The 21,017-nt window shown below is 69.4% G+C and carries 22 protein-coding genes and 5 pseudogenes; 12 read left to right on the top strand and 15 right to left on the bottom strand.

The genetic code is table 11. The features are described from left to right. Positions 1-10: 10 nt before the first annotated feature. From AB0L59_RS26395 to AB0L59_RS26375, 5 genes are all read right to left on the bottom strand, one after another. On the bottom strand, positions 11-370 hold the full coding sequence (locus AB0L59_RS26395) for an ABC-three component system middle component 2 (protein ID WP_365588147.1): 360 nt from the start codon (positions 368-370) through the stop codon (positions 11-13). 12 nt (positions 371-382) lie between these two features. Then, positions 383-481, bottom strand: coding sequence for an ABC-three component system middle component 2 (locus tag AB0L59_RS26390; RefSeq protein WP_365588145.1), 99 nt, complete (start codon positions 479-481; stop codon positions 383-385). Continuing rightward, entirely contained in the window at positions 478-891 is a 414-nt protein-coding gene (locus AB0L59_RS26385) for an ABC-three component system protein (RefSeq protein WP_365588142.1), read from the bottom strand. Before AB0L59_RS26385 ends, AB0L59_RS26390 begins: the two co-directional genes overlap by 4 nt. 1,156 nt (positions 892-2,047) lie before the next feature. Continuing rightward, on the bottom strand, positions 2,048-2,980 hold the full coding sequence (locus tag AB0L59_RS26380; RefSeq protein ID WP_365588139.1) for an anti-sigma factor RsbA family regulatory protein: 933 nt from the start codon (positions 2,978-2,980) through the stop codon (positions 2,048-2,050). Further along, the gene (locus tag AB0L59_RS26375) at positions 2,980-3,333 is read right to left on the bottom strand and encodes an STAS domain-containing protein (protein ID WP_365588136.1); all 354 of its coding nucleotides are present in this window, start codon (positions 3,331-3,333) and stop codon (positions 2,980-2,982) included. The genes AB0L59_RS26380 and AB0L59_RS26375 overlap by 1 nt, the downstream gene beginning before the upstream one ends. A gap of 503 nt (positions 3,334-3,836) precedes the next feature. Here AB0L59_RS26375 and AB0L59_RS26370 point away from each other — a divergent pair. The 3 genes and pseudogenes from AB0L59_RS26370 (at position 3,837) to AB0L59_RS26360 (ending at position 6,997) form a co-directional block, all read left to right on the top strand. Then, positions 3,837-4,802, top strand: a complete 966-nt coding sequence (locus AB0L59_RS26370; RefSeq protein ID WP_365588133.1) for a hypothetical protein — start codon at positions 3,837-3,839, stop codon at positions 4,800-4,802. A 68-nt stretch (positions 4,803-4,870) separates the two neighbouring features. Further along, a pseudogene (locus tag AB0L59_RS26365) lies at positions 4,871-5,246 on the top strand (transposase); the annotation flags it as partial. A gap of 1,355 nt (positions 5,247-6,601) precedes the next feature. After that, on the top strand, positions 6,602-6,997 hold the full coding sequence (locus AB0L59_RS26360) for a DUF3307 domain-containing protein (RefSeq protein ID WP_365588130.1): 396 nt from the start codon (positions 6,602-6,604) through the stop codon (positions 6,995-6,997). Between the two features lie 149 nt (positions 6,998-7,146). On the opposite strand, the gene AB0L59_RS26355 is transcribed toward AB0L59_RS26360, so the two are convergent. The 4 genes from AB0L59_RS26355 to AB0L59_RS26340 all read right to left on the bottom strand — a co-directional run bounded on the left by AB0L59_RS26355 (position 7,147) and on the right by AB0L59_RS26340 (position 9,201). Beyond that, entirely contained in the window at positions 7,147-7,872 is a 726-nt protein-coding gene (locus tag AB0L59_RS26355; protein WP_365588129.1) for a dienelactone hydrolase family protein, read from the bottom strand. 92 nt (positions 7,873-7,964) lie between these two features. Continuing rightward, entirely contained in the window at positions 7,965-8,300 is a 336-nt protein-coding gene (locus tag AB0L59_RS26350) for a hypothetical protein (RefSeq protein WP_365588126.1), read from the bottom strand. A 187-nt stretch (positions 8,301-8,487) separates the two neighbouring features. Continuing rightward, the gene (locus tag AB0L59_RS26345; RefSeq protein WP_365588123.1) at positions 8,488-8,781 is read right to left on the bottom strand and encodes a transposase; all 294 of its coding nucleotides are present in this window, start codon (positions 8,779-8,781) and stop codon (positions 8,488-8,490) included. Further along, the gene (locus tag AB0L59_RS26340; protein WP_365588120.1) at positions 8,782-9,201 is read right to left on the bottom strand and encodes a hypothetical protein; all 420 of its coding nucleotides are present in this window, start codon (positions 9,199-9,201) and stop codon (positions 8,782-8,784) included. Positions 9,202-9,298: 97 nt separating this feature from the next. Between AB0L59_RS26340 and AB0L59_RS26335 the strand changes: the two genes are divergently transcribed. Continuing rightward, the gene (locus tag AB0L59_RS26335; RefSeq protein WP_365588118.1) at positions 9,299-9,421 is read left to right on the top strand and encodes a hypothetical protein; all 123 of its coding nucleotides are present in this window, start codon (positions 9,299-9,301) and stop codon (positions 9,419-9,421) included. 21 nt (positions 9,422-9,442) lie between these two features. Here the strand turns inward: AB0L59_RS26335 and AB0L59_RS26330 are convergent, their stop codons facing one another. Beyond that, positions 9,443-10,570 carry a hypothetical protein gene (locus AB0L59_RS26330; RefSeq protein ID WP_365588115.1) on the bottom strand — a complete coding sequence of 376 codons (1,128 nt, stop codon included), beginning with the start codon at positions 10,568-10,570 and terminating at the stop codon, positions 9,443-9,445. A gap of 71 nt (positions 10,571-10,641) precedes the next feature. On the opposite strand from AB0L59_RS26330, the pseudogene AB0L59_RS26325 reads away from it, so the two are divergent. Beyond that, positions 10,642-11,135, top strand: a pseudogene (locus AB0L59_RS26325) (carbonic anhydrase). Between the two features lie 44 nt (positions 11,136-11,179). On the opposite strand, the gene AB0L59_RS26320 reads toward AB0L59_RS26325, so the two are convergent. Both AB0L59_RS26320 and AB0L59_RS26315 read right to left on the bottom strand, forming a co-directional pair. Beyond that, positions 11,180-11,575, bottom strand: a complete 396-nt coding sequence (locus AB0L59_RS26320) for a hypothetical protein (protein WP_365588112.1) — start codon at positions 11,573-11,575, stop codon at positions 11,180-11,182. Between the two features lie 70 nt (positions 11,576-11,645). Beyond that, positions 11,646-12,620, bottom strand: a complete 975-nt coding sequence (locus AB0L59_RS26315; protein WP_365588110.1) for an L-threonylcarbamoyladenylate synthase — start codon at positions 12,618-12,620, stop codon at positions 11,646-11,648. A 254-nt stretch (positions 12,621-12,874) separates the two neighbouring features. Between AB0L59_RS26315 and AB0L59_RS26310 the strand changes: the two genes are divergently transcribed. The 6 genes and pseudogenes from AB0L59_RS26310 to AB0L59_RS26285 all read left to right on the top strand — a co-directional run bounded on the left by AB0L59_RS26310 (position 12,875) and on the right by AB0L59_RS26285 (position 17,175). Beyond that, positions 12,875-13,582, top strand: a complete 708-nt coding sequence (locus tag AB0L59_RS26310) for an ATP/GTP-binding protein (protein ID WP_365588108.1) — start codon at positions 12,875-12,877, stop codon at positions 13,580-13,582. 97 nt (positions 13,583-13,679) lie between these two features. After that, positions 13,680-13,982: a hypothetical protein gene (locus tag AB0L59_RS26305; protein WP_365588107.1), complete on the top strand. Its 303-nt coding sequence runs from the start codon at positions 13,680-13,682 to the stop codon at positions 13,980-13,982. A gap of 89 nt (positions 13,983-14,071) precedes the next feature. Further along, positions 14,072-14,749 carry a GGDEF domain-containing protein gene (locus AB0L59_RS26300; protein WP_365588105.1) on the top strand — a complete coding sequence of 226 codons (678 nt, stop codon included), beginning with the start codon at positions 14,072-14,074 and terminating at the stop codon, positions 14,747-14,749. Then, a pseudogene (locus AB0L59_RS26295) lies at positions 14,746-15,147 on the top strand (hypothetical protein); the annotation flags it as partial. The gene AB0L59_RS26300 and the pseudogene AB0L59_RS26295, both read left to right, overlap by 4 nt. Positions 15,148-15,154: 7 nt before the next feature. Beyond that, positions 15,155-15,602, top strand: a pseudogene (locus AB0L59_RS26290) (transposase); the annotation flags it as partial. Positions 15,603-16,311: 709 nt separating this feature from the next. Continuing rightward, complete coding sequence (locus tag AB0L59_RS26285) at positions 16,312-17,175, top strand: NAD(P)-dependent oxidoreductase (protein ID WP_365588102.1); 864 nt, start codon at positions 16,312-16,314, stop codon at positions 17,173-17,175. Positions 17,176-17,284: 109 nt separating this feature from the next. On the opposite strand, the gene AB0L59_RS26280 is transcribed toward AB0L59_RS26285, so the two are convergent. Then, entirely contained in the window at positions 17,285-17,878 is a 594-nt protein-coding gene (locus tag AB0L59_RS26280) for a TetR/AcrR family transcriptional regulator (protein ID WP_365588099.1), read from the bottom strand. A gap of 258 nt (positions 17,879-18,136) precedes the next feature. Between AB0L59_RS26280 and AB0L59_RS26275 the strand changes: the two genes are divergently transcribed. After that, the gene (locus tag AB0L59_RS26275) at positions 18,137-19,288 is read left to right on the top strand and encodes an NAD(P)/FAD-dependent oxidoreductase (protein WP_365588096.1); all 1,152 of its coding nucleotides are present in this window, start codon (positions 18,137-18,139) and stop codon (positions 19,286-19,288) included. 2 nt (positions 19,289-19,290) lie between these two features. Here the strand turns inward: AB0L59_RS26275 and AB0L59_RS26270 are convergent. Then, positions 19,291-20,120, bottom strand: a pseudogene (locus tag AB0L59_RS26270) (IS5 family transposase). 168 nt (positions 20,121-20,288) lie between these two features. Continuing rightward, positions 20,289-21,017 (bottom strand): hypothetical protein, encoded by a 729-nt coding sequence (locus tag AB0L59_RS26265; protein ID WP_365588094.1) that lies wholly within the window; start codon positions 21,015-21,017, stop codon positions 20,289-20,291.

The following is a 21,017-nucleotide window of genomic DNA, read 5'->3' as shown; positions in this document are numbered from 1 at the left end:
CCGGGGCCGATCACAAGCGCTCAAAGCGGCGCTGGACGTCCGGCTGCTTCCTGAGCCGCTCCGGATGGCCCGGGCCCATCCGCGTGGAGATAGCTTCCGACCGCATCGGCTCGCCGCGGGCGGAGCAGACCACCTCCACGTGGGCAGCGGGGTCGCAGGCGTCGTGGTGGAGGGTGATCGGGGCGCCCTCCTCCGTGGCTCCGTACATGAAGCCGTCGTCGGTGGCGGCCATGTCCACGAGGCCAGCACGCAGCAGCACCATGAGGCCCTGCTCGATGAGGCGGCGGCGCATGCCGAGTTCTCCGGGGCCGGCGGGGAGATCAGAATGGAGAGCGACCGGGCCATGATCAAGTTCGCCGCTGTGAAGCATGGCATGGTCCAGCTAGACGAGTTGGGCAACGTCCAGGCGGCGCGGAAAGGTCTCTGACAGGAGCACCAGGGCGCGGATGCCGACTTCCAGGGGGCTGTTGAGAGGATTCACTGGGGCTCCTCTTTGCACCGGGTCAGCCGGTGGTTGTTCGCCAGACGGTGACATATGCCCTTCAGGTCGATGACCTTCACAACCGGGGCGAGGATGTTTGCCGGGTTCGGTTTGTGGATGACCGCCGCGTCCAAAACCGCTTCCAGCCGTGCGTGGCCGTGGTCGTAGTCGCCATCCTCGATCTCTACCACCGCGTCGTGCAGGTCGGTTTCGATCGCCTCATAAGTCGCTTCCGGGACACTCTCCTGAGCAAAACGCCACAGTGACTCAGCATGAAAGAACGCCTCGCGCTGCCGGCTGAAGTGGCCCTTGACCTTGGCGTGCTCGCGGGCCTGCTGAAGCGTCTCCGGGGGCGAGACCGTGCTTGGCGTTGTAGGCGTCCAGGAGCTTGCGGACGTAGACGGCCTCATGGGCTTCCTGGTCGGGCGGAGCCGGGTCGGCGGCAGGACGCGGCTTGAGCCGCTGCGGGAAGCGTCTCGCGTGGTGTGGAGTCGTGGCATGCAGTTCGAGGATCTCGTCCAGGTTCCGGGTCTCGAACATCGAGAAGACCGTCTCTCGCGCCAGATCCCCCACTGCGGTCCGCACCTCGGAGGTGAGCTTCGTCCCGAGCTTTGGAGGCTCCTCATCCCACGCACTGAAGAACTCTTTCTTCAGCTGTGGCGGGTTGAGCCGGAGACGGTCCAGACCCGTGCCGATCTTGGGTGCAACGAAGACGTAGCGCGTGGGCAGCTCGTACACGCCCAGCACCTTCGCCGTGAAGATCTTGACCGTCTCAGGAAAGCGTCCGACTGACCAAGCGGTTTGACGTAGTGCTTGCACTGGTAGCAGTGCCACTCGCCGGCCGTGCACTGGGGGCTCGGACAGGCCGCTACGTCCGCTCCACGGTCTCCGGCTCCACCCGTCCGTTGCACCCGGACGTAAGGCCGGCCTTCCCACAGGCCGAGCGCATGAACCCACTCGACGGTGAAGTCCTCCCAGTCATCGGCGTCGAAGACGTACTGCAGGTACACCTGAGGTGAGGGCAGGGGAGCGCTCTGGGTCGGCGGGTCCACCACCACAACCGCTGGCGATTTCAGCTCCGCAACGTCCTCGAAGACGGGCCTTGCTCCGTCTCTACTTGGCTCAAGCGCCCCCGTCACACTGCACCCCCGGCACAAGACCGTCACGCAAGATCACGCAACGTAGTCATACCATCCCTGCTCGCTCACCGTGAAGGCCGGGGAGCGCAACGTGTGCGATCAGCGAAATGCGCGTGGTGGCTCCCCCAGGACGTCGATGACGCCGACCACACCTCGGTGTCACAGTCTCCGTCCCGACTTTGCGTAGGAGACCCTCCAACTGCACCTGCGCGGCCAGCCGCACACCGTCCCTCTCGACACGCCGCTGACCAGGCACTTCCTGGATGAATGGCTGCAGACGCGGCAACAGCGATGGCCCGACTCACCCACCCCACCTGCTGATCACGACGCACTCGGAGCACCACCCCGCGCTTCTACCCGTCAGCCAAGGTCCGCGAGACGAGCAGGGCGGGCGGCCACCCGGGCAGGTGGCCGCCCACGCGCGCTGTCACAAGCTGAGGTAGAAGCGCACGGTTGTGCCGTCGTCGCCGGTGTGCACGCGCACCAGGTCGGCAACGTAGTGGACCAGCATCAGGCCCCGGCCGCCCAACTGGCCGCGCTCCGGCGGGCGGCGGCCGGCCAGCGGATCGGCCAGCCGGCCCGCATCGCGGACCTCACACACCAGCTGCGCCTGCTCGGCCCAGACCGCGAGTGTCCCGCGGCCTCCGCCGTGGACCACGCTGTTGGTCGTCAGCTCCGCGACCGCCAGCTCCACATCCATCAGCCGCTCCCCGGCCATGCCCAGCCGCATCGCCTGAGCGAGAGCGAACTGGCGGACCGCCGGCAGGTCCTCACCACCGTAGGAGAAGGCCGCGGCGTCCGGTGCAGGCACAAGCACCTGGTTGTACCGATCGACGACCGCCTGCCAGTCGTAGACGTCGCTGACCGACTCACGTCCCTCTGCGCTGATGAGGGTCGGGTGGGTGACCTTCGCATCGGCGATCACCTCCGGGTCCAGCCGCGCCTCGTCGTAGGGGCACAGGATCGTCACCGCCCGGCCCTCGAACGCGGCGTTGATCAGCGCCTCGTGCTGCGCGCACGCCGGGTACTCCACCGCGCTGCGTCCGGCCCAGATCGGCTCGCCGATGATCCGCACACGCCCCTTCGGGTGGGCGTCGGCGAATCCGCGCAGCACCTTGGGGATGATCCGCCCCGGGTTGCGGCCGGCCTCGGTCATGTCCAGGAACAGGATGCCCTCGGCGTCCCCGCCCAGACCTGCCTTGATCAGCTCCAGGTTGGGGCCGGGCACCGCCACGGCCATCGGCTCGCCGTTGGTCAGGCCCTCGCGCAGGAAGGCCACCGTCTGCCGCGTGTACTCCTGCTCGGTGCGGTAGAAAAGGGCAGGATGCACGAACGCCTCGTGGGTGGTCACCGTGCTCATCACAGAGCCACCTCGATCCGGTCCAGGCCCGGCCAGAACATCTCCAAAACCCGCGGCAGCTGCGGCGGGGGATTCTCGACCACAACCCTCCCGTCGGGCAGGGTCATGGCGGTGACCGCCAGCGCGGTTACCCCGGCCACGTCGATGAACACCACATCCGACAGCTCCACGTACGACACGCCCGCGTGCCGCCGGGCCAACTCGGACAGGGCCTGCTCCCAAGACGGGCGAGTGAGGGCGCTGATCTCACCGCGGGCCCGTATCCCGGAACGACCGGGCAACGGGCTCACCTCCAACGCGGCCCTCCCGGGCACCGCCGGGGCCACCCCGGCCACCGCATGTAGGGCACCCACGCTCGGACTCCTTCACATCAAGCCACCTGCCGACCGTCCCGGCACAGACAGAGGAAAAGCTCCTCCCGGCGGGGCAGTGTATCCAGGCGGCAGACACGCCTGGATCTGTAAGCAGGTGGTGACTCGTCCCCAGTGAGGTTGGGAAGCAAGCCCCCCGCGGCTGTCCTCCGGAAAGCTACTGCCGGGGGAACTCACCGCGTAGTGACGCACTGGAATCGGATGGATGCTGACAGCGGAACCGGGGCAGGCGTGTGAGAGTGACCCTGTCCGCTGTCTTTCTCGGTGATTGCCTTGGCCTCATCCGTCCATCCCCGTCCTCAGTCCACATCGGCGTCGGTCGATGAGCTGATGGAAGAGCTGGAACGGTTGCGGGCGGAAAACCGGCAGCTGCGGCAGGCCCTCGCCTCGCACGCCGTCGTCGTCGACCAGGCCATCGGCGTCCTGACCGTCCTGGGACAGATACTTCACGGGCGGCGGCCGCCGCCCCGGCCCGCCCGGCGGCCATGGCCGGCAAAGGCGGGCTCGACCTGCTTGTGCAGGGCGCCAACTGGGAGGTCCTGCAGACCGCCCGATACGCCAACGGCAAGTGGGCCCCGGCCAAGCAGCTGTTCAAGAACAGGTTCTTCTACGACTTCACCGACGTGGTGCAGAACGGCCGGCTGCGTCTGTTCATCGAGCAGCCCACCGGCTCGGACGTCACCTTGGAGGAAACCACCCAGACCCCGGACGGCAGCTGGCCCGCCCCCGCCCCGATGCACGGCCTGGCGCCGGTGCGGGTGACCTCCAAGCCGACGCGGAACCACCTCGCGGCAGCCGTCGTAGGAACCCACGTGCACCTGGTGTACATCGACACCAACGGCCGCCTGATGCACACCATGGAGCAGTCCAACGGCACCTGGACCACGCCCGACCAGGTGGCGCCGGGCGGCGTCTACCGCAACGACTGGTTCGAAAGTCTGTCGGCCGCCTCGGTCGGCGGAGGGCTGCAGGTGACCGCGGTGGACCAGATCCACCGCACCGTTCTGCACACCGCACTCGGCGCGAACGGCAGGTGGACGCCGTGGAGCAACGTGCTGTCCTGGAACGGCACTCCCCGCCACTGGGGCATACCGATCCGGGTGGCCATGGCCGGGTTCGGCAGCAGTCTGCAGATGGTCGTGCTGACCAACGGCCAGGTCGCGCAGTACCGCGCCATCCGCAGCCCGAACGGGCACTGGAGCACCTGGGACGACATCAACGCGCGGGTGGACCGCAACCACGCAGGCTTCATCGGCACCGTGCTGAATGAGGTCATCGCCGTCAACGTTGCAGGAAACCTCCAGCTCGTTTTCGCCTCGGACGATAACCGCGGCACGCTCTTCCACACCATGCGCTACGCCAACGGCACGTGGACCCGGGCAACGCTGGTCCAGCACTACACGAACATGTCCGCCTGGCGGCCCGCCGGAGTGGCTGGATCGTCCGGCTGAAGAAACTAGCCCGGCGGAGTCCTCCCCGCCTACGCGTGCCCTTCCGCCAGCGAGCCGCTGGCGGAAGGATCTCCAAGTCCGAGGTGTCGAGCATCTACGGTCAACTCGACGCCGAACTCGACGCGTTCAAGGAACGGCCATTGGACCGCACCGTCTTTCCCTACGTCTTCCTGGACGCCACCTACTGCAAGGCCAGGGTCAACCACCGGATCGTCTCCCAGGGTGGTCATCGCCACCGGCATCTCCGCCACCGGGCACCGCGAGATCCTCGGGCTGATGGTCGGCGACAGCGAGTCCAAACTGTTCTGGACGAAGTTCTTGCGTTCCTTGCGGGCCCGCCGTCGGGAGAATGTCCAGCTGGTGATCTCCGACAGCCACAGCGGGCTTGTGGCCGCGAACCGCACCGTCTTCCTCGGCGCGGCCTGGCAAAGGTGTCGGGTGCACTGAAGCTGCCGACCAGTCGCAGCCGTTCCTCCGGCCGAAGCGCCGCCCAGCGTGTGCGCCGGCCGTTGACCCGGCCGCCGTAGAAGTCCGCTTCCTCCACCACCAGAGGACTCCTCGGCCGCCACGACCCTCGCGACATCTCCCTGTCCAGGGCGATGCAGGAGTGCACCGCCGCCAGCGAGGCGTAGTCGATCCACGTCGTGCGGAACTTCCGCCCCTTGGCCGCCAGCTCCGGACCCGTCCACGGGATCGGCACCTCGGTCGGCTCGGCTGGCAGCGGCGGAACCTCGTGGACCAGCAGGTGGGTGAAATCCCGGGCTCCGCATCCCGGCGCCCAGCATGAGACCGCCCGTCGCCGCGTTCCGGCCCGGGAAGCGGCCGCGGAACGTCGCGTTCTCCAGACCGTCCGGGCCCAGCCCGGCCAGGCCGTAGCGGAACAGATCGGCGAAGTCCGACTCCAGATACTGCACCTTCACGTCTGGCTTCGGCCGCCGCGTCCGGGCCCGGTTGCACCGGGTCTCCACCAGCCGGCCCTGCACCATCCGCTTGCCGGTGGCCACCGTGAACGGCACCGCTACGGCCAGGCCCTCGCTCTCGGCCCAGTCGTAGAACCGGCTCAGCGCGGTGACCTGCAACTCCCACGACGCAGGCTCCAGCCGCTCGTCCAACGGCCCTGACAGCCGACGGTCCGCGTACGTACCGAGCGCGGCCACCAGCTCCCGCCGCGTACCGAACACCGCGACACGGTGCCGCCGCAGATGCATCAGCCAGTCCCGGGCCGCCGGCGCTTACGCCCGCCACGAGTTCGGCGACGGCGCCCCGCCCGACGGCAATGTACGAAGCCAGGTGTTCACCGCCCGCGTCGCCCGCGGGCCGCCCTCGTCCTCGAACAGGAAGTCGTCGTCAAACAGCACCGGCATGCGCTCGGGGATCAACGGGTCGCCATCGACCCCCAGGACTGCCAGCCCACGGCAGAGAAGAAGTGCACCAACACGCGGCCGGACTAGGCCCGCGACACGACCTTCATCAAGAGCTAATCCCATGTCCGGTTAACGGGAGTTGAGGAATGTGAGACGCGCCAAGAAAGCAGCGACAAACTGGGTGCAGGGCTCCAAGACGGCGGTGCGCAAGCGCCTGTACGGCGTGGCCGACGGCTCCGCCGCCACGCCGGACTCCACCCGCCCGACCATGACCACCAGCGCTCTCGGTCGCCGTGCGGTGGCCCGCCACGTCGCTTCTCTCGGGGTCGCTCGGAGTTCGAGCCCGGGAGGCACGATGACCGTGCAGCTCCGGGGCGTGTGTCCGCGGTCGTTGGGTGAGCGACAGGTGTCGCGGACCGAGGCGGTGGCCGCCTGATGTTGATCTTCGAGAGCCTGCTGGCGCATCTGGCCGGCGACTACCTCATCCAGTCGGAGTGGATGGCGACGGAGAAGGTCAAGCGGTGGTGGCCCGCGATCGTGCATGGCACCACATACGGGCTGCCGTTCCTGCTGATCACACAGTCCCCGCTCACACTTGCGGTGATCGCGGCGACGCTCGTTGTCCTGGACCGCTATCGGGTCGCGAAGTACCTGGTCTGGGCGCGGAACCTGCTGGCGCCTGCCTCACGTCGGGTCGCTTGGGCCGACGTGCAGAAGAACCAGGGGTCGCCCCTGGCCGTGCCGTCCGGTCTGGCGAATGCCCTGGTCATCGTTGCTGACAACACTGTGCACCTGGCGACCAACGCCGCTGCCCCGGTGTGTTGGGGGTGATGGCGACGGCTTCGTCAGGGGCAGGACCGGAATGCGCCGGAAACCTGCCGTGGTGACCGGTAAGCACCGGCGGCGGGTGGCCGAGCTTGGCAAAGGGGGCCGGTCGAGCGGCTTGGGCTTGCGGTCCGGAATCGCGGTTGCCGACCAGATCACTCCGTTATGGGCAGGCACTCGGCGAGCAGGTTGACGACGTCACGCCAAGCTCGCTGTGCGTGCCGTGGGTGGTAGCCGACGCCGGGACGCACGGTGTGGTCGACCGGTGGGTGGTGGAAGGCGTGCAAGGCGCCGCCGTAGACCACGAGGCGCCAGTCGACACCCGCAGCCTGCATCTCTGCGGTGAACGCGTCCCGTTGCGCGGGCGGCATGATCGGGTCTTCCGACCCGACCCCGGCCCACACTGGGCAGCGGATGCGCGCCGCCTCACCCGGTCGGCCCGTGGTCAGTGCGTTGACTGTCCCGATCGCGCGCAGGTCGACGCCATCACGACCGAGTTCCAGCGCGATTGCGCCCCCGGTGCCATAGCCGACGGCGGCGATCTGGTCGGGGTCGGTTCGCGGCTCGGCGCGGAGCACGTCGAGCGCCGCGTGGCCGATGCCTCGCATCCGGTCGGGGTCGGCGAGCAGCGGCATGCAACGGGCCAGCATCTCCTCGGGATCGCCCAAGTAGCGACCTCCGTGGAGGTCGAAGGCCAGCGCCACGTATCCCAGTTCGGCGAGCGCATCGGCTCGGCGGCGCTCGACGTCGCTGAGCCCCACCCCCTCGGGCCCGACCAGGACCGCGGGCCGGCGGCCGGCACCGGCCGGGAGTGCGAGGTGCCCGATCATCGTCAGGCCGTCGGCCGCGTATTCGACCATGCGCGTGGTAACTGTCGTCATGAGCTCGGACTGTAGTGATCGCCGAGCCCGGTGGGGCCGGTGTTCTGCCGCCGGCAGAAGACACGTCTCCCGCGTTTTCCGGAACCACCCCGTCAGCTGTTCAGCTGAGCCATCAAGTCCCGGTTCGCGGCGCGTGCGGCGGCGAGGTCCTCGTCGCGCTCGGCGAGTTCGGAGCGGAGGTCGAGGATCCGCTGCTCCAGCTCGCCGATCCGACGGGTGAGTGTTTCGACGTCGGCGGGGGCACCGAGCCCGGAGGCTTCCCAGACGGCCTGTCCGAGCGCTTCGGACAGGCGTCGTTCGAGCCGGGTGATGTGCGCGCAGAGACAGCCGTTGCGGGCCGTGAGGTTCGCGACGTCGGCCAGCAGCGACTGGCGGCTGACCTGGGACCCGGCGGCAGTACCGGGCGGCGGGTTCGGCGGCGCGGGCAAGGACGGCAGCGTGCAGGTCGCCGTGGCGGTGAATCAGGCCTGCGGTGGACGCCGGCCGCGCGGGCGACCGCGGAGACGGTGACCTCCTCACCGTGGGCGGCGAACTGGTCGAGGGCCTTGAAGACTCGGGCCCGGCGGCGTTCGGAGTCCGCGGCCCGTGCCTCGGCCAGGTGGTCCGGTGACGCGGTCATGCGTCGCGGTCCAGCCGCAGGTCCGGCTCGGGTGCCCGGACGCCGGGCATTCCGAGGGAGACGGTTCGGGTCTTCCGAAGGGTGCGGGTGGCCTCCTTGATCTGTTCACGCTCGTCGTCCGTGAGCCCTTCGAGGTCGGTCTCGACACGGCGGATCAGGGTCCGGATGCGCTTGATCTCCACCTCGGACGGAGTCGATTCGGTGCGGGCCCTGTCGTCCAGTTCGGTCGCCGCGGCGAGGCGTTCGCGGTCTCGCAGCAGTGCGTCGAGGTAGGCCCGCAGCTCGGGCACCTACGACGGGTCGGTGCGGAAGTGATCGCAACCAACGCAGCGGAACCGGAACGGGCAGCCATGGCCGCCGGCCTTGACGTTGCTCGGCTCGACGCAGATGCCGTAGGGCACGGAGACTTGACCGATCCGCAGGCGGGCGTGCTCGTGCTCCAGGAGCTGGCGGGCCTCGGTCCAGATCCGGTTGCCGTGCCGGTCGAACTGGTGCGAGACGCGCTTGTCGCCCGCGGACCGGGTCCGCTTCTCGGTCACCCGATAGTAGGTTTGTGCAGTTTGCAATGATCTGTGACCCATGAGTTCACGGAGCACGTCGGGCAGGGTTCCGGCGTCCGCGTGCCGTTGCGCGTAGCAGTGCCGGTAGGAGCAGGGAACGACTTCCAGCTTGGAGAACTCGGTGCCGGCGGCGAGAAGCAGGGGCGGCATGGCGTCGACCCGGCGGCGGTGGACGTTACCGATGTGCTCTATGCGGAACGGCTGGGTTCCCTCGGAGTTCTGCCGGTGCCGGGGGAAGAGGACCAGCTTGGACAGCTCGGTGCCCGGGAAGCGGGCGCGGATGGACTTCTTCTACCTGACGATGATTTCAGCGGTGGAGTCCGGGATCGGCAGACGGCAGCCGGTCCGGTTGTTCTTGAAGTCGGTGTAGATGAGCACGGACCTGCCATGCTCATCCGTCTCCAGGCAGTCCCAGGGCAAGCAGCCGATCTCGTTTCGGGACGCCGTCCGGTATCGACGAGGACCTCGATCGCGTTGCGCATGTCCTCGCTGCCGTCGCGGATCTGGTCCAGGGACGGCAGCCGCTCGCAGAGCTGGGTGAGGATCTCCCTCGGCAGGGCCCGGCCCGGTCCCTCCTCGGCGATGACCGGCGGCATGCCGTGCCTGCGCAGCGCGAAGTCATCGGGCAGATCGGCGAGGAACTCGCCGGGGCGGTCAGGCCCATGTCGCGGATCTCGCGCAGGAAACGGCCGGTGAACCAGAAGACCGTCGTGCGGCGGAAGGAGCTGACCTCGCCGGTGTGTTCCAGGTGGGCCACGTACGGGGTGAACGCCTCGATGTCGCTGCGGCCGAGCGCGGCCATGGTCTCCCCGCGGTCCTCACGGGAGCGGACCATGCTCTGCGAGAGGAAGCGGAGGCAGAGGATCATCTCGGAGAGACGGTTGGGGATGTTCTTACCGTAGCGGCGGGGAATCTCGTCCAGCACCCACGTCTTGCAGGCCCGCCGCATCCATTCCTGGTGCAGCGGGGTGAAGTCCAGCCTCCGCCACTGGCCCAGGCCGAAGGCGGCCATGTTCCAGACGTCCTTGATCTGCTCCAGTTCCGGAGTGGAGATGGCCGCCGCGAGCGTGCGGCGCATGGCGATGGCCGTGCCGGCCAGGTGGGTGTTGCGGCGGACCTGGACGCCGTCGAACTGTTCGACGCGCTGCTCTCGCAGATGCTGGACGATGCCTCGCAGGAGGATGGGCGGGCTCTTGACCTCGGCGTCCGTGCGAGCCTGGAGCGCGTAGAGGACCTCGGCGGTCACCAGGACCGGCAGGCCACGGAGGCTCACCGCGGTGGTTTCAGAAGTGCCGGGCTCCGTGCGGCACCACTGCTCGAAGTCGACACCGCGGGCCTGTGCCTCCTTCCACCTCACCCAGTGCGGTGGGCAGCACAGGTTCGAGCCGTTCGCCCGGTGCCGGTGGCAGGCGTCCACGGAGCACAGGCCGAACCCCGGCAACGGCCGAACGAGCCGATGGGCGAGGAACTCCTTCAGCGGCGGGCGCCCCAGCTTCACGAACAGCTCACGGTGCCGCATGCACATCAGAGCACCCGAACCAGGACGCCGCTCGCCGCGCCGAGACCGCACCGTCCCAGCAGCCCTTCGCCGTGCTGTTCGGGTGTTCCGACTCGCGGCTGGCCGCCGAGATCATCTTCGACCGAGGTCTGGGCGACTTGTTCGTGGTGCGCCCCGCCGGCCACGTCATGGGCCCGGAGGTGCCGGGCAGCATCGAGTTCGGCGTGGAGGTGCCGGGCTGCCCGCTGGTCGTGATCCTCGCGCACGGCTCGTGCGGCGCGGTCGGCGCGGCGTGCGCCGCGCTGGAGGACGGCGTGACGCCGGCTGGGTACCGTCCGGGACGTCGTCGAGCGGGTGACCCCCAGCGTGCTGGCCGCCCGGGCCGCCGGACGGGTTGAGCCGGAGGAGATCCTCGCCGAGCACACAAGGCACACCGCCGACCTGCTGCTGGACCGCTCCCGGGTCCTCACCGACAAGGTCTGCCGGCCAGACCGCCGTGGTGGGCCTGCGCTACCGCCTGGCCGACGGCAGTGCCCAGCTCGTCGCCGCTCGCGGCCTCGACGCGGCTATGCCCACGGCGTCCTGACCGCTGCGGCGCGGCCCCTCAGCTCGATCTGCCGCGGTCGGCCGTCAGGACACGGGAGGCACAGCGCGGGTCAGGGGTCCCAGGTCTCCGTATAGGGCGGCGTGGAGTGCAGCCGCTAGTTCGCGGGCTCGGTCTTCGCTCCGCACGCCGTGCATCATGAAGTAGATCGGGCCTGCGTAGGCGTCCAGGTCGACCTCACGGTTTTCGACCAGGCAGGTGATCGCGGCCCGGACCGCATCGTTCACGGCATCGTCGACAGCGTGGCCGGAGCCGGCAGTGAGCGTGTCCGCCTTCACGGTCCACCGCTGACGTCTTTCGGATTCGATGGCGACGAACACAGCCTGCTGCGCCATGGCCGTCCGGTACACGTCGTGGAAGGCGTCGGTGCCGGTGGCGTCCGGAATGAGGTGGGCGGGGCAAGGAATGGGCAGCAGTTGCACGAGGGCATTGTGCACAGAGGAGCAGATCAATCGCGTCCGGTGACGCGAAAAGGTTCAATGTCGGTGCTGGTCACGCGGTGGGCCGGGGTCCCGCGGCGCGGCGCAGCCGGTTGGCGATCGCCAGTCCCAGCCCCTCCTCCCCCGGCAAGGAGGCGACGATGAGGTCGCACCCCCGCCGGTCGAGTTCGCGCAGGAACCCGTACAGCTCGCGCGCGTAGTCGGCCAGGGACGCTGGGACATCCACTACTGCGTGCGCCTTCACCGGGGTGTCGGCGAGGGACGGGGGAAGCAGGACGCCGACCTGGTGCCCCTGCTCCTGCGCGAGCCGCGCCTCGTCGACGACCTTCTCCGGCTCGACCAGGACGACCCGCGCAGACGGCGCGTAGTGCGAGGGGTGCTGACCCGGCACCCGGACATGGCTCGTGGACGGGACCTCGATCGGATACCCCAGCACCGCTTCGAGGTCCTCGCGGGTCACTCCGCCGGGCCGGAGGATGGCCGGGGTCTCACCCATGACGTCGACGATGGTCGACTCGACGCCGACGCCGCAGGGACCGCCGTCCAGGACGAAGTCGACGGCATTCCCGAGCTCCGCCCGGACGTGGCTGGCCGTGGTGGGACTCACCGAGCCGAAGCGATTGGCGGACGGGGCGGTGACACCGCCGCCGAAGGCTGACAGCAGCGCGAGGGCAACGGGGTGGTCGGGCACACGCACGGCCACCGTCTCCAGGCCACCCGTGGCTTCCAGAGGCACGCGCCGACCACGCCGCAGGACCAGCGTGAGCGGCCCCGGCCAGAAGTGCTCGGCCAGCAGGCGCGCCGTGGCGGGCACGTCCTGGACCCAGTCGTCCAGATGCTGCGCGCCGCCGATATGGACGATCAGCGGATGGGAGGGTGGACGCCCCTTGGCCTGGAAGATGCGCGAGACGGCAGCGGGGTCTTCGGCGTTGGCGCCCAGTCCGTAGACGGTTTCGGTTGGGAGGGCCACCAAGCCGCCGGCGCGCAGCACACTGGCCGCCTTCTCGATGTCACTGGTTCTTGCCATCACGCTCGAAATCCTCTCACCGTTCCGCTCTCCCACGTTCCGCGGTCTCGCCGGCTCATAACGACCAGACCACGGCTCTCGGCACCCCGTGAGAGAAGCTCGGCAGAACGCTGCGGTCAGAGCAGAGGGCGACCCGCCATCGTGATCAATCTCGGGGCCGACCACGGTTGCATCGACCCACGGCTGTCATTCCCATGCGGGAGTCCGGGGCTTCAGCAATCGAACACAACGACTTGCCAGGGAACGCGACCAACGTGACCCGGGCCGACAGGGAGCCGCTGGTCGCCGCCGCCAAGCGGCACAACATGCTGCCCATCGCGGTCATGGTCGCCACCCCTGGCAGCGTCTGCATCGAGCGGCAGTGCCCGCGGCCGGCCAACCGCACGGTGCCGGAGACCACGGTCATCAGGCAGTGCCAGGACATGGTCGCTTCGCACCGGACCCTCACGTCGGAGGGCTTCCCCGAGATCGTTTTCTCCGACAGCCTCTACCGGCTGCTGCCGTTCCCAAAACGCCTGAGCGAGGCCCGGCAGGCCGACCTCGGGCTGGACGGTGGCGCCGGCCTCGGTGACCTGAACCTCGCCTCCCGGGTGTTCGGAGAGGAGATCCTGCCGCTGTGGCGCTGGAAGCCCGGCTCGAACGTCGCCGGCGGCGACCGCGTCGCGGAGATCCGCCTCGGTCACCAGTACCTCACCGTCGCCCTGCGCACCGACGTGGACAGCGAGGGCGACGTCGGGTTCGACGTGATGGTGCCGTGCCCGCACGACGACGAATGCGACGGCTACGCCTGGGTGCCCGCCTACAGCGTCACCTGCCTGTTCCGCGCGCTGAACGGCGACCTGGACGACGACGAGGACATCGTCTGCACCGTCCACGGCCCGAACAACGCCGACGACCAGGACGACGACCCCGAAGGGCGCGCCGACCTCGAAGGGCAGGCCCTCGAAGCGATCCGAGGCTGACGGACCCTCCGTGCTGCCCCGGATCCGGTCACCGTCTGGGGCCGGGGCGGTCGCGGTGGTCCCTCAACCGCCGCGATCACGAGAGGAGATGGACGTCATGGCCCTGCCCTACTTCGAGGTCGACGTCCCCATACGGAGCACCGAGCTCCCCGGCCTGGAAGGCGTGCACGTCGTCACCGGCCAGGCCGGCAGCCGTAGCGCCGCCGTCAAGGCCGCTCACGAGGTCTACGACGCGGCACGCGCCGCAGCGGAGGCCGCACTCGAGATTCCCCACGGGCGCCCGGACGGCTGGGGCGCCTGCGGATACCGGCCCGGCTGGGAGCTCGACTGGCCCGCCGCGAAGGCCGGCCCCTGGAGGAGCCCGTACAGCTGGCTCGACTCCAGCCCCTTCGAGCTGTAGCGCTGCCCCGGGACAGGCGTCCAGGCGTGGAAACCGTCGCCTGCCCCGGGCCCACCCAACCCGTACGAGACGAGAGGGAGATCCACAGTATGGACGCCGTCCTGCACCACCGGGGCCGGATCGGCTCGCGCGCACTCCTTCTGACCACCGCCGCCGTGCCGTTGACCGGCTGGGCGGTGCACGCGGGCGCACTGCACAAGCGGCTCGCCGCCACACGGAAGGATCCGCTGACCGGTCTGCTGCGCCGCGACTCCTACACCGCCCGCGCCCGCCGACTCCTGGCCCGCCACGGCGCCGACACGGCCGTGGTCATCGTCGACCAGGACCACTTCAAGTCCGTGAACGACGACTTCGGGCACCCGGCCGGGGACACAGTCCTGGCCACGACCGCCGCCCGGCTCACCGCGTGGGCGGGGCCGCGCGCATCCGTCGGCCGCCTCGCAGGCGATGAGTTCGCCGTGGTCCTGGCGCTGCCCGCCGCGCGCCTGCAACAGCGCCTGGCGCAGCTGGTCCGCACGCTGCACGCCCCCGTCGTCCTCGAGGACGGCCGCACCGTCGACGTCGCCGCATCGGTCGGCGCCGCGACCCCGCACGCGGTCGGCTCCCGCGACCTGACCGTGCTGCAGCGGGCCGCCGACGCGGCCCTGTACGACGGCAAGCACTCGGGCCGCGCGGCCGTCGCCTCGCCCGCGCACACCACGGTGCCGTCCATCAATGGCCGCCGCGCTGGGCGCCCGGGAACGGCCGTATGGGGGCAGGCAGCATGAGCACTGCGACCCTCCCTCAGGGCGACTGGATCCGGGGCATCAGCGTTCAGCAGCCGCACGCCACCTGCATCCTGACCGGCGCCAAGGGCATGGAGAATCGCCCCAGGCCCTGGAGCTGGCGAGGCTGGATGCTCCTGCACGCGGGCCGGCGGATCGACCGGGCCGCCCTGCTCGTCCCGCTGATCGCCCGCACTATCCTCGGCCGGGAGCTGACCACCGGAGCCGTGATCGGCATCGCGCGCCTGGTCGACTCCCACCAGGACCCCGAGGGCTCCGAGCCCTGCACGCCGTGGGCGCAGGCCGGCACCTGGCACCTGGTCCTCCAGGACGTCCAGGAACTGCCGCTGCCGGTCCCCGCTGCCGGGCAGCTCGGGCCCTGGAAGCCGAACGAGGACGTGCCGGGCCCGCCCGCTGCACTGGCTGGCCTCGCCCGGGCAGCGGGGTGGCAGTCCGATGTTCGCTCCGGTGCTGGACGGCTTACGCATCCGGCGCCGCGGCACGGGCCGCCCGCGCAGCCGGCCGGACCGGGTGCGCGGCGACGAGGCGTACTCCGGCCGGGACAACCGCGCCTACCTGCGGCGGCGTGGGATCAAGGCCAGCATCGCTCAGCCCGACGACCAGCGAGCTGACCGCAAGCGCCGGGGACAGGCCGGTGGCCGACCCCCGGCCTTCGACAAAGCCCAGTACCGCCGTCGCAACGCCGTTGAGCGGTGCGTGAAACAAGTGGAAGCAGTTCCGCGCGGTGGCCACCCGGAACGACAAACGCGAGTACGTCTTCAACGGCACCCTGACCGTCACCGCGATCGTCATCTGGCTCCGCGCCACGGTCCAGGAACCATCAGAAGGGCTCTAGGCCGACAGCAGCGTGCCAGTCGCGTCCTGGCCGGTGCTGCGTAAGTATGCCGCCCAAGACCAGGTGGTGCTGCTTGGTCCAGCCTCCGAGCCGGTACCGGCTCGTCCGCCGGGCGCCCTGACCCCGCGGAGAGGCTGCCCGGGCCGTGACGGGAACCGACCGGTGAGCGGCTGCGGCTGGAGACGGTGTGGCTGGGGCGGCAGGGCACCGGTCCAGGGTGCCCCTGCGGCTGGCCGCACCCATGGTGGGCCTGGCCGACCAGCGCGGTGCTGACGGAGTCCGTCCGCTGCGCCGACCCCACCCAGCACCGGCTGGCCGATGTGCTCGCGACTCGGCTGCCGCGGCCCGTGCGCCATGGCCGCGGCCGCGGCCGCGGCCGCCGCTGAACGCGTTGCAGAGGCCATCGGTTCCGGCCGACGTCACGAACCAGGTAGCGGGCACTCTCAAAGGCATTCGATCCGACATCCCGCAACGCCGTAGGGGCTGTCACCCTCGGTGACAGCCCCTACGGCGTTGCGGTGAGCTGAGCCCACGACGCAACACCGGACCGTGCGCGTCCGTGGCGAAGACGCCCGCGCCTGGGACCTGAATGTCCGGCTGCCCGCGGCGATGGACGCGCTGTGCTGCCTACCGCTGGAGGTTTCCTTGACAGGAAAGACTCGGGTTGTCGGCGGAACATGGACTAGGGGGATCAGAGAAGGGGTCTTCCATGTCTCACACTTCCACCGTCGCTGTTCTCGGGGCAGGTGCACTCGGAGCCGCGATGGCGACGCGGCTCGGCGAAACCGGCCACGAGGTACGACTCTGGAACCGGACGGAGCAGAGGGCCCGTGCGGCGGCGGACCACGCTGCCGGGGTCACGGCAGTAAGGGCGGTGGGAGATGCCGTCTCCGGCGCGTCCGTCGTCGTCACTGTGCTCCGTGACGGCGATGCGGTCACGGAGGTCATGTCAGATGCCATCGGCCGGCTCGACAACGATGCCATCTGGGTGCAGGCGAGCACGGTGGGACCACGATACGCCGGCCTGCTGGCAGGCCTGGCTCGTGATCACGGTGTTGCGTACCTCGACGCACCGGTCTCGGGAAGCACCGCTCCCGCTCAGCAGGGCAAGCTTGTCTGGCTGGTTGCCGGCGCTGAGGACGTCCTTTCGCGGGCGCGTCCTGTGCTCGACGATCTCGGCTCGTCCGTGCTCCACGTCGGGACGGAGGTCGAGGGCAGCGCCGTCAAGCTCGTGGTCAACGCCTGGATGGCCGCCTCGACGGTCGCCATGAGCGACGTCCTCGCGCTGTGCGACGCACTCGGCATCGACCACACGACGTTTGTCCGGGTGCTCGAGGCCGGCCCGCTCGCCATGCCGTACGAGTTGCAGAAAGTGGGCGCCATGGATGACTCATCGTACGCGCCCGGTTTTGCGGTGCAACTCGCCCTGAAAGACATCGAACTGGCCGCGGCAGCCGCCACCCCCACCCCTCTGCTCCAGGCCGTCCGGGACCGCCTGCGCGTGACCGTCGCGGCCGGCCATGACAACGACGACCTTGCCGCCGTCGACTACCTGAGAAAGCTTTCGTCATAGTCCGTATAAGGGCTGGGATCAGAACGAGGTGCTCCCTGCTCGGGGATGAGGGCGTGTCAGTTCTCATTGCCGTGGCCAAGGGGTGGCTGCGGCCGAAAACCCATGGGGGCTATGGCGCAGGCGGCTTGCTGGGGGGTTCCCAGCCGTGTGTGAGGATGTCGAAGACTGCCTCGACGGCGGCTCGGCGGTCCTGTCGACCGCGAGCGAGGGCCGGGATGTCGAGTACGAATCGAGCAAGAGCCACACATGCGAGGTCGTCGTGGTCCACGCCGAACTCGTCGGCGATGGCTGCGCTGAGGCTGTCGGTGTACCGGGTCCACATGCGTTCGGCGTACGCGCGCAGCACCGGCGTGGAGTCCACCAGGTGGGTGAACTCGGCCGCCTGGGGATGTGCCTCCATCGAGGGCCAGGTGTCGAGGACGTGCTGTCGGAGGGCGTCGAGGATGCTCTGACCGGTGGGTCGCTCCCGCACCGCGGCGATCAGTTCTGACTCCCGGTCCTGGTCCTGGTCGAATACCAGCGCTTCCTTGCCGCTGAAGTGCTTGAAGACCGTAGCGGTCGATACGTCGGCGGCGTCGGCGATGTCACGGATGCCTACTTGATCGTAGCCACGCTCCAGAAAGAGCTGCAGTGCGGCGTCGGCGATTGCCTGCCGGGTGGCCGCCTTCTTGCGGTCGCGGCGGCTGACGGGGTGCACGGTCATGGCTAGAGCGTATCCGATAGTCGAATCGATCACTAAGTAGAGTCGTTGCACTTTTTTGCTCGTTCTGATTTTATGAGGTTGTGGGCACCTGAGCGGCACGTCCGTGCCGGCATGGTCATCGTCTGCACCGCACCGCCCGTCGCCGTCCTGTCCATCAAGGGGACGCTCGAGGCAGGTCCATGACCGAAACCGACGCCGGAGTGCCCCGCCCCGCCCTGTTCGCCGATGACTCCTCTTCGCCGACTCGAAGGAACAACCATGAACTCCCCAGAGCCCGCCAACGCCAGCATCAGCATCATCGGCGCCGGACCCGGCGGACTGACCTGCGCCCGCATCCTCCAGCAGCGCGGCATTGCGGTCACCGTCTACGACCGCGACCCGGGCCCCGACGCCCGCAACCAGGGCGGCACCCTCGACCTGCACGCCGACAACGGCCAGGTCGCCCTGCGCGAAGCCGGCCTGCTCGACGACTTCTTCGCCCTCGCCCGTCCCGAAGGGCAGGAAATGCGCCTGATGGACCCGACCGGCACGATCACGTCCCATCAAGTCCCGGCGCCCGACGAGCTCTTCAAGCCGGAAATCGATCGCGGCCAGCTGCGCAACCTGCTGCTCGACTCCGTGCAGCCGGGAACCGTGCACTGGGGCCGCGCCCTCGACATGATCAGCGGACCCGCCGACGGGCCGCGGCGATTGCACTTCGCCGACGGTACGAGCATCGAGACCGATCTGGTCATCGGCGCCGACGGCGCCTTCTCCCGGGTACGCCCGGCCGTGTCTCCCGCCACCCCCGAGTACACCGGGGTCAGCTTCCTGGAAGCACGGTTCTCCGACGTCGAGAACCGACACCCCGAGATTGCCGAGCTGGTCGGTTCAGGCGGCGCCCACGCGGCCGACGGCGAACGCGGCCTGTTCGCCCAGCGCAACAGCGGAAACCACATCCGCGTCTACATCATCCAACGCGTCCCGGTCGACTGGATCAGCACCCACGGGCTGACCGCCGAGGACACCGACGGCATCCGCGCCGTGCTACGCGACGAGTACGCCCACTGGTCGCCCCGCATGCGCCAGATGATCACCGAAAACGACGGCCCCTACATCGACCGCCCGATCCTCGCCCTTCCGGTCCCGCACACCTGGGAACACAATGCGACGGTGACCCTGCTCGGCGACGCAGCCCACCTCATGCCCCCGCTCGGCGTCGGCGTCAACCTCGCCATGCTCGATGCCAGCGAACTCGCCCTCGCCCTCGCGAACGCCGCCACCGTCGACGACGCCATCCGCACCTACGAGAAGACCATGCTCCCCCGCTCCACCGAGACAGCCAAGACCCTCGAACACGGCGCCGAACACCTGCTGTCCACCGACATACCCGACTTCGGCGGCGACAACGACGCCCCGCCCCAGGAATAGGATCAGAACGAGGTCTTCAGCCGACGCCAGCAGATGACGGCGCAGCCCAAGGTGACGAAGGCTTGGTGGATGTCGTCGCGGATCTCCCAGCGAATGCGCAGGCGCCGGAACCAGTGCAGCAGCGCGATCGCACCCTCCACGACCCAGCGGTAGACCCCGAGACCGGAACCGTGTTCGGTGCCGCGTCGGGCAATGACCGGCATGATCACGAACCTGCGGACCCGGTCACGGTAGACGTCGTGGTCGTAGCCCCGGTCGGCGTAGACGCGTTTCGGGCGGCGCAGCGGTTGGACGCTCCTGCCACGGATCGGCGGAACGGCCTGGATCAGCGGGATCAGTTCGGTGACGTCATTGCGGTTTCCCCCGGTCAGCGTCACCGCCAGAGGGAGGCCGTGCGCCTCGACAATCACGTGGTGCTTGCTGCCAGTCTTGCCTCGGTCCACCGGGGAGCGTCCGGTGGCCGGGCCGCCCTTCATCGCGCGCACGTGCGAAGAGTCGACAGCGGTGCGGGACAGGTCCAGCATCCCGGCCGCCCGCAGTTCGAGCAGCAGCAGCTCGTGCAGGCGTTGCCAGACCCCGGCCTCGTTCCAGTCCCGCAGCCGTCACCAGCAGGTCACCCCAGAGCCGAAGCCGAGCGCTTGCGGCAGATGCCGCCACGGGATGCCGGTGTACAGCACGAACAAGATCCCGCACAGCACCCGGCGTTCATCGACCGACGCCCCGGATACCGGAAGCGCCGCTCGACCACCGGCAGCAGCGGTTCGATCCGCTCCCACAGACCGTCCTCGACCAGCCACGGCTTGCTCCCACCACGCGTCTCGGCCGCACCCACCCCCTGTCTGGCGGGTAACAACGCCAACCGACAACATCCCGTCATTCCCGAGCGGCGAGCACCTCATTCTGATCCCAGTCCTAAGTGCCGACGGTCCGGTCCCAGCCGCCGAGGGTCTGTTGCGAAAATGCGGGTCATAGCCGGGCAATGCCCGCAGCCTGCCGGACCTCAATCCAGGCTGGCCCACGCCTGCGCGCCGGCCGTCCTCCCGGGTCGGCCGGGCATCCGTCGCGTGCCATGGCCACGGTCCGGATGGATGCGTCCATCGCGACCCTGCCGCTTAGTCCATGGAGTTTGGGTGGGTGCGTGCCTACTGCTCAGGGTCGTCGTCATCGCGTGAGCGGCGTCCGTCGACGCCGCCAGTCGGGGTCGAAAAGGCGACGGTTGTGGGGGCTGTCCGGCGGGGGAACGCCGGTGCAACCGAACGGGCAGGCGGCCGACACCGGTGGCGACGCAGAGGGATCTTCGTAGGCTTGGTGGCGTCAGCTGCCGGGCCTCCTGTTTCCAGGGGCCCAGTCTCTTGTGCGAGAACCCCTTCGGGCTCTGGCCGTACCACCTGCACGGACTGATCCGCTTCACCGTCCGCGGCGTCGACGACGCGGCTGTGTCCAGGCGGTCGCCGGTGTCGGGCGGGGCGATCGGCTCCCAGACGGAATCGCCGATGTAGGCCCAGGCCGCGTCGGTGAGCCAGCCCAGCTCCAGACGGTGGGCGTCGGCCAGGCGCAGGCCTTGGCGCAGGCAGCCGACCAGGAGGAGCCGGTCGCGGTCGGGGCCGTCTCGCCACTGCTCGCCGAGAGCGGTGAACGCGCGTTCGGCGGCGCGCTGCCAGTCGGCGCGGCTCCAGCCGACACCCTGGTCGAACTCCTCAGCACCCTCACCGGCCGCCAGCACGAACAC

The organism is Streptomyces sp. NPDC052109 (assembly GCF_040680195.1).
Taxonomy (GTDB): Bacteria; Actinomycetota; Actinomycetes; order Streptomycetales; family Streptomycetaceae; genus Streptomyces.
This window is presented reverse-complemented; position numbering and strand designations above follow the sequence as displayed.

What these genes read in the sequence shown, in the direction of transcription:
- AB0L59_RS26280 (WP_365588099.1), bottom strand. Translation starts at nt 17,878, where the DNA reads ATGACCGTGCACCCCGTCAGCCGCCGCGACCGCAAGAAGGCGGCCACC.
- AB0L59_RS26355 (WP_365588129.1), bottom strand. Translation starts at nt 7,872, where the DNA reads ATGACGACAGTTACCACGCGCATGGTCGAATACGCGGCCGACGGCCTG.
- AB0L59_RS26385 (WP_365588142.1), bottom strand. Translation starts at nt 891, where the DNA reads ATGAGGCCGTCTACGTCCGCAAGCTCCTGGACGCCTACAACGCCAAGC.
- AB0L59_RS26360 (WP_365588130.1), top strand. Translation starts at nt 6,602, where the DNA reads ATGTTGATCTTCGAGAGCCTGCTGGCGCATCTGGCCGGCGACTACCTC.
- AB0L59_RS26285 (WP_365588102.1), top strand. Translation starts at nt 16,312, where the DNA reads ATGTCTCACACTTCCACCGTCGCTGTTCTCGGGGCAGGTGCACTCGGA.
- AB0L59_RS26315 (WP_365588110.1), bottom strand. Translation starts at nt 12,620, where the DNA reads ATGGCAAGAACCAGTGACATCGAGAAGGCGGCCAGTGTGCTGCGCGCC.
- AB0L59_RS26330 (WP_365588115.1), bottom strand. Translation starts at nt 10,570, where the DNA reads ATGCGGCACCGTGAGCTGTTCGTGAAGCTGGGGCGCCCGCCGCTGAAG.
- AB0L59_RS26370 (WP_365588133.1), top strand. Translation starts at nt 3,837, where the DNA reads ATGGCCGGCAAAGGCGGGCTCGACCTGCTTGTGCAGGGCGCCAACTGG.
- AB0L59_RS26275 (WP_365588096.1), top strand. Translation starts at nt 18,137, where the DNA reads ATGAACTCCCCAGAGCCCGCCAACGCCAGCATCAGCATCATCGGCGCC.
- AB0L59_RS26395 (WP_365588147.1), bottom strand. Translation starts at nt 370, where the DNA reads ATGCTTCACAGCGGCGAACTTGATCATGGCCCGGTCGCTCTCCATTCT.
- AB0L59_RS26340 (WP_365588120.1), bottom strand. Translation starts at nt 9,201, where the DNA reads ATGCCGCCCCTGCTTCTCGCCGCCGGCACCGAGTTCTCCAAGCTGGAA.
- AB0L59_RS26300 (WP_365588105.1), top strand. Translation starts at nt 14,072, where the DNA reads ATGGACGCCGTCCTGCACCACCGGGGCCGGATCGGCTCGCGCGCACTC.
- AB0L59_RS26380 (WP_365588139.1), bottom strand. Translation starts at nt 2,980, where the DNA reads ATGAGCACGGTGACCACCCACGAGGCGTTCGTGCATCCTGCCCTTTTC.
- AB0L59_RS26305 (WP_365588107.1), top strand. Translation starts at nt 13,680, where the DNA reads ATGGCCCTGCCCTACTTCGAGGTCGACGTCCCCATACGGAGCACCGAG.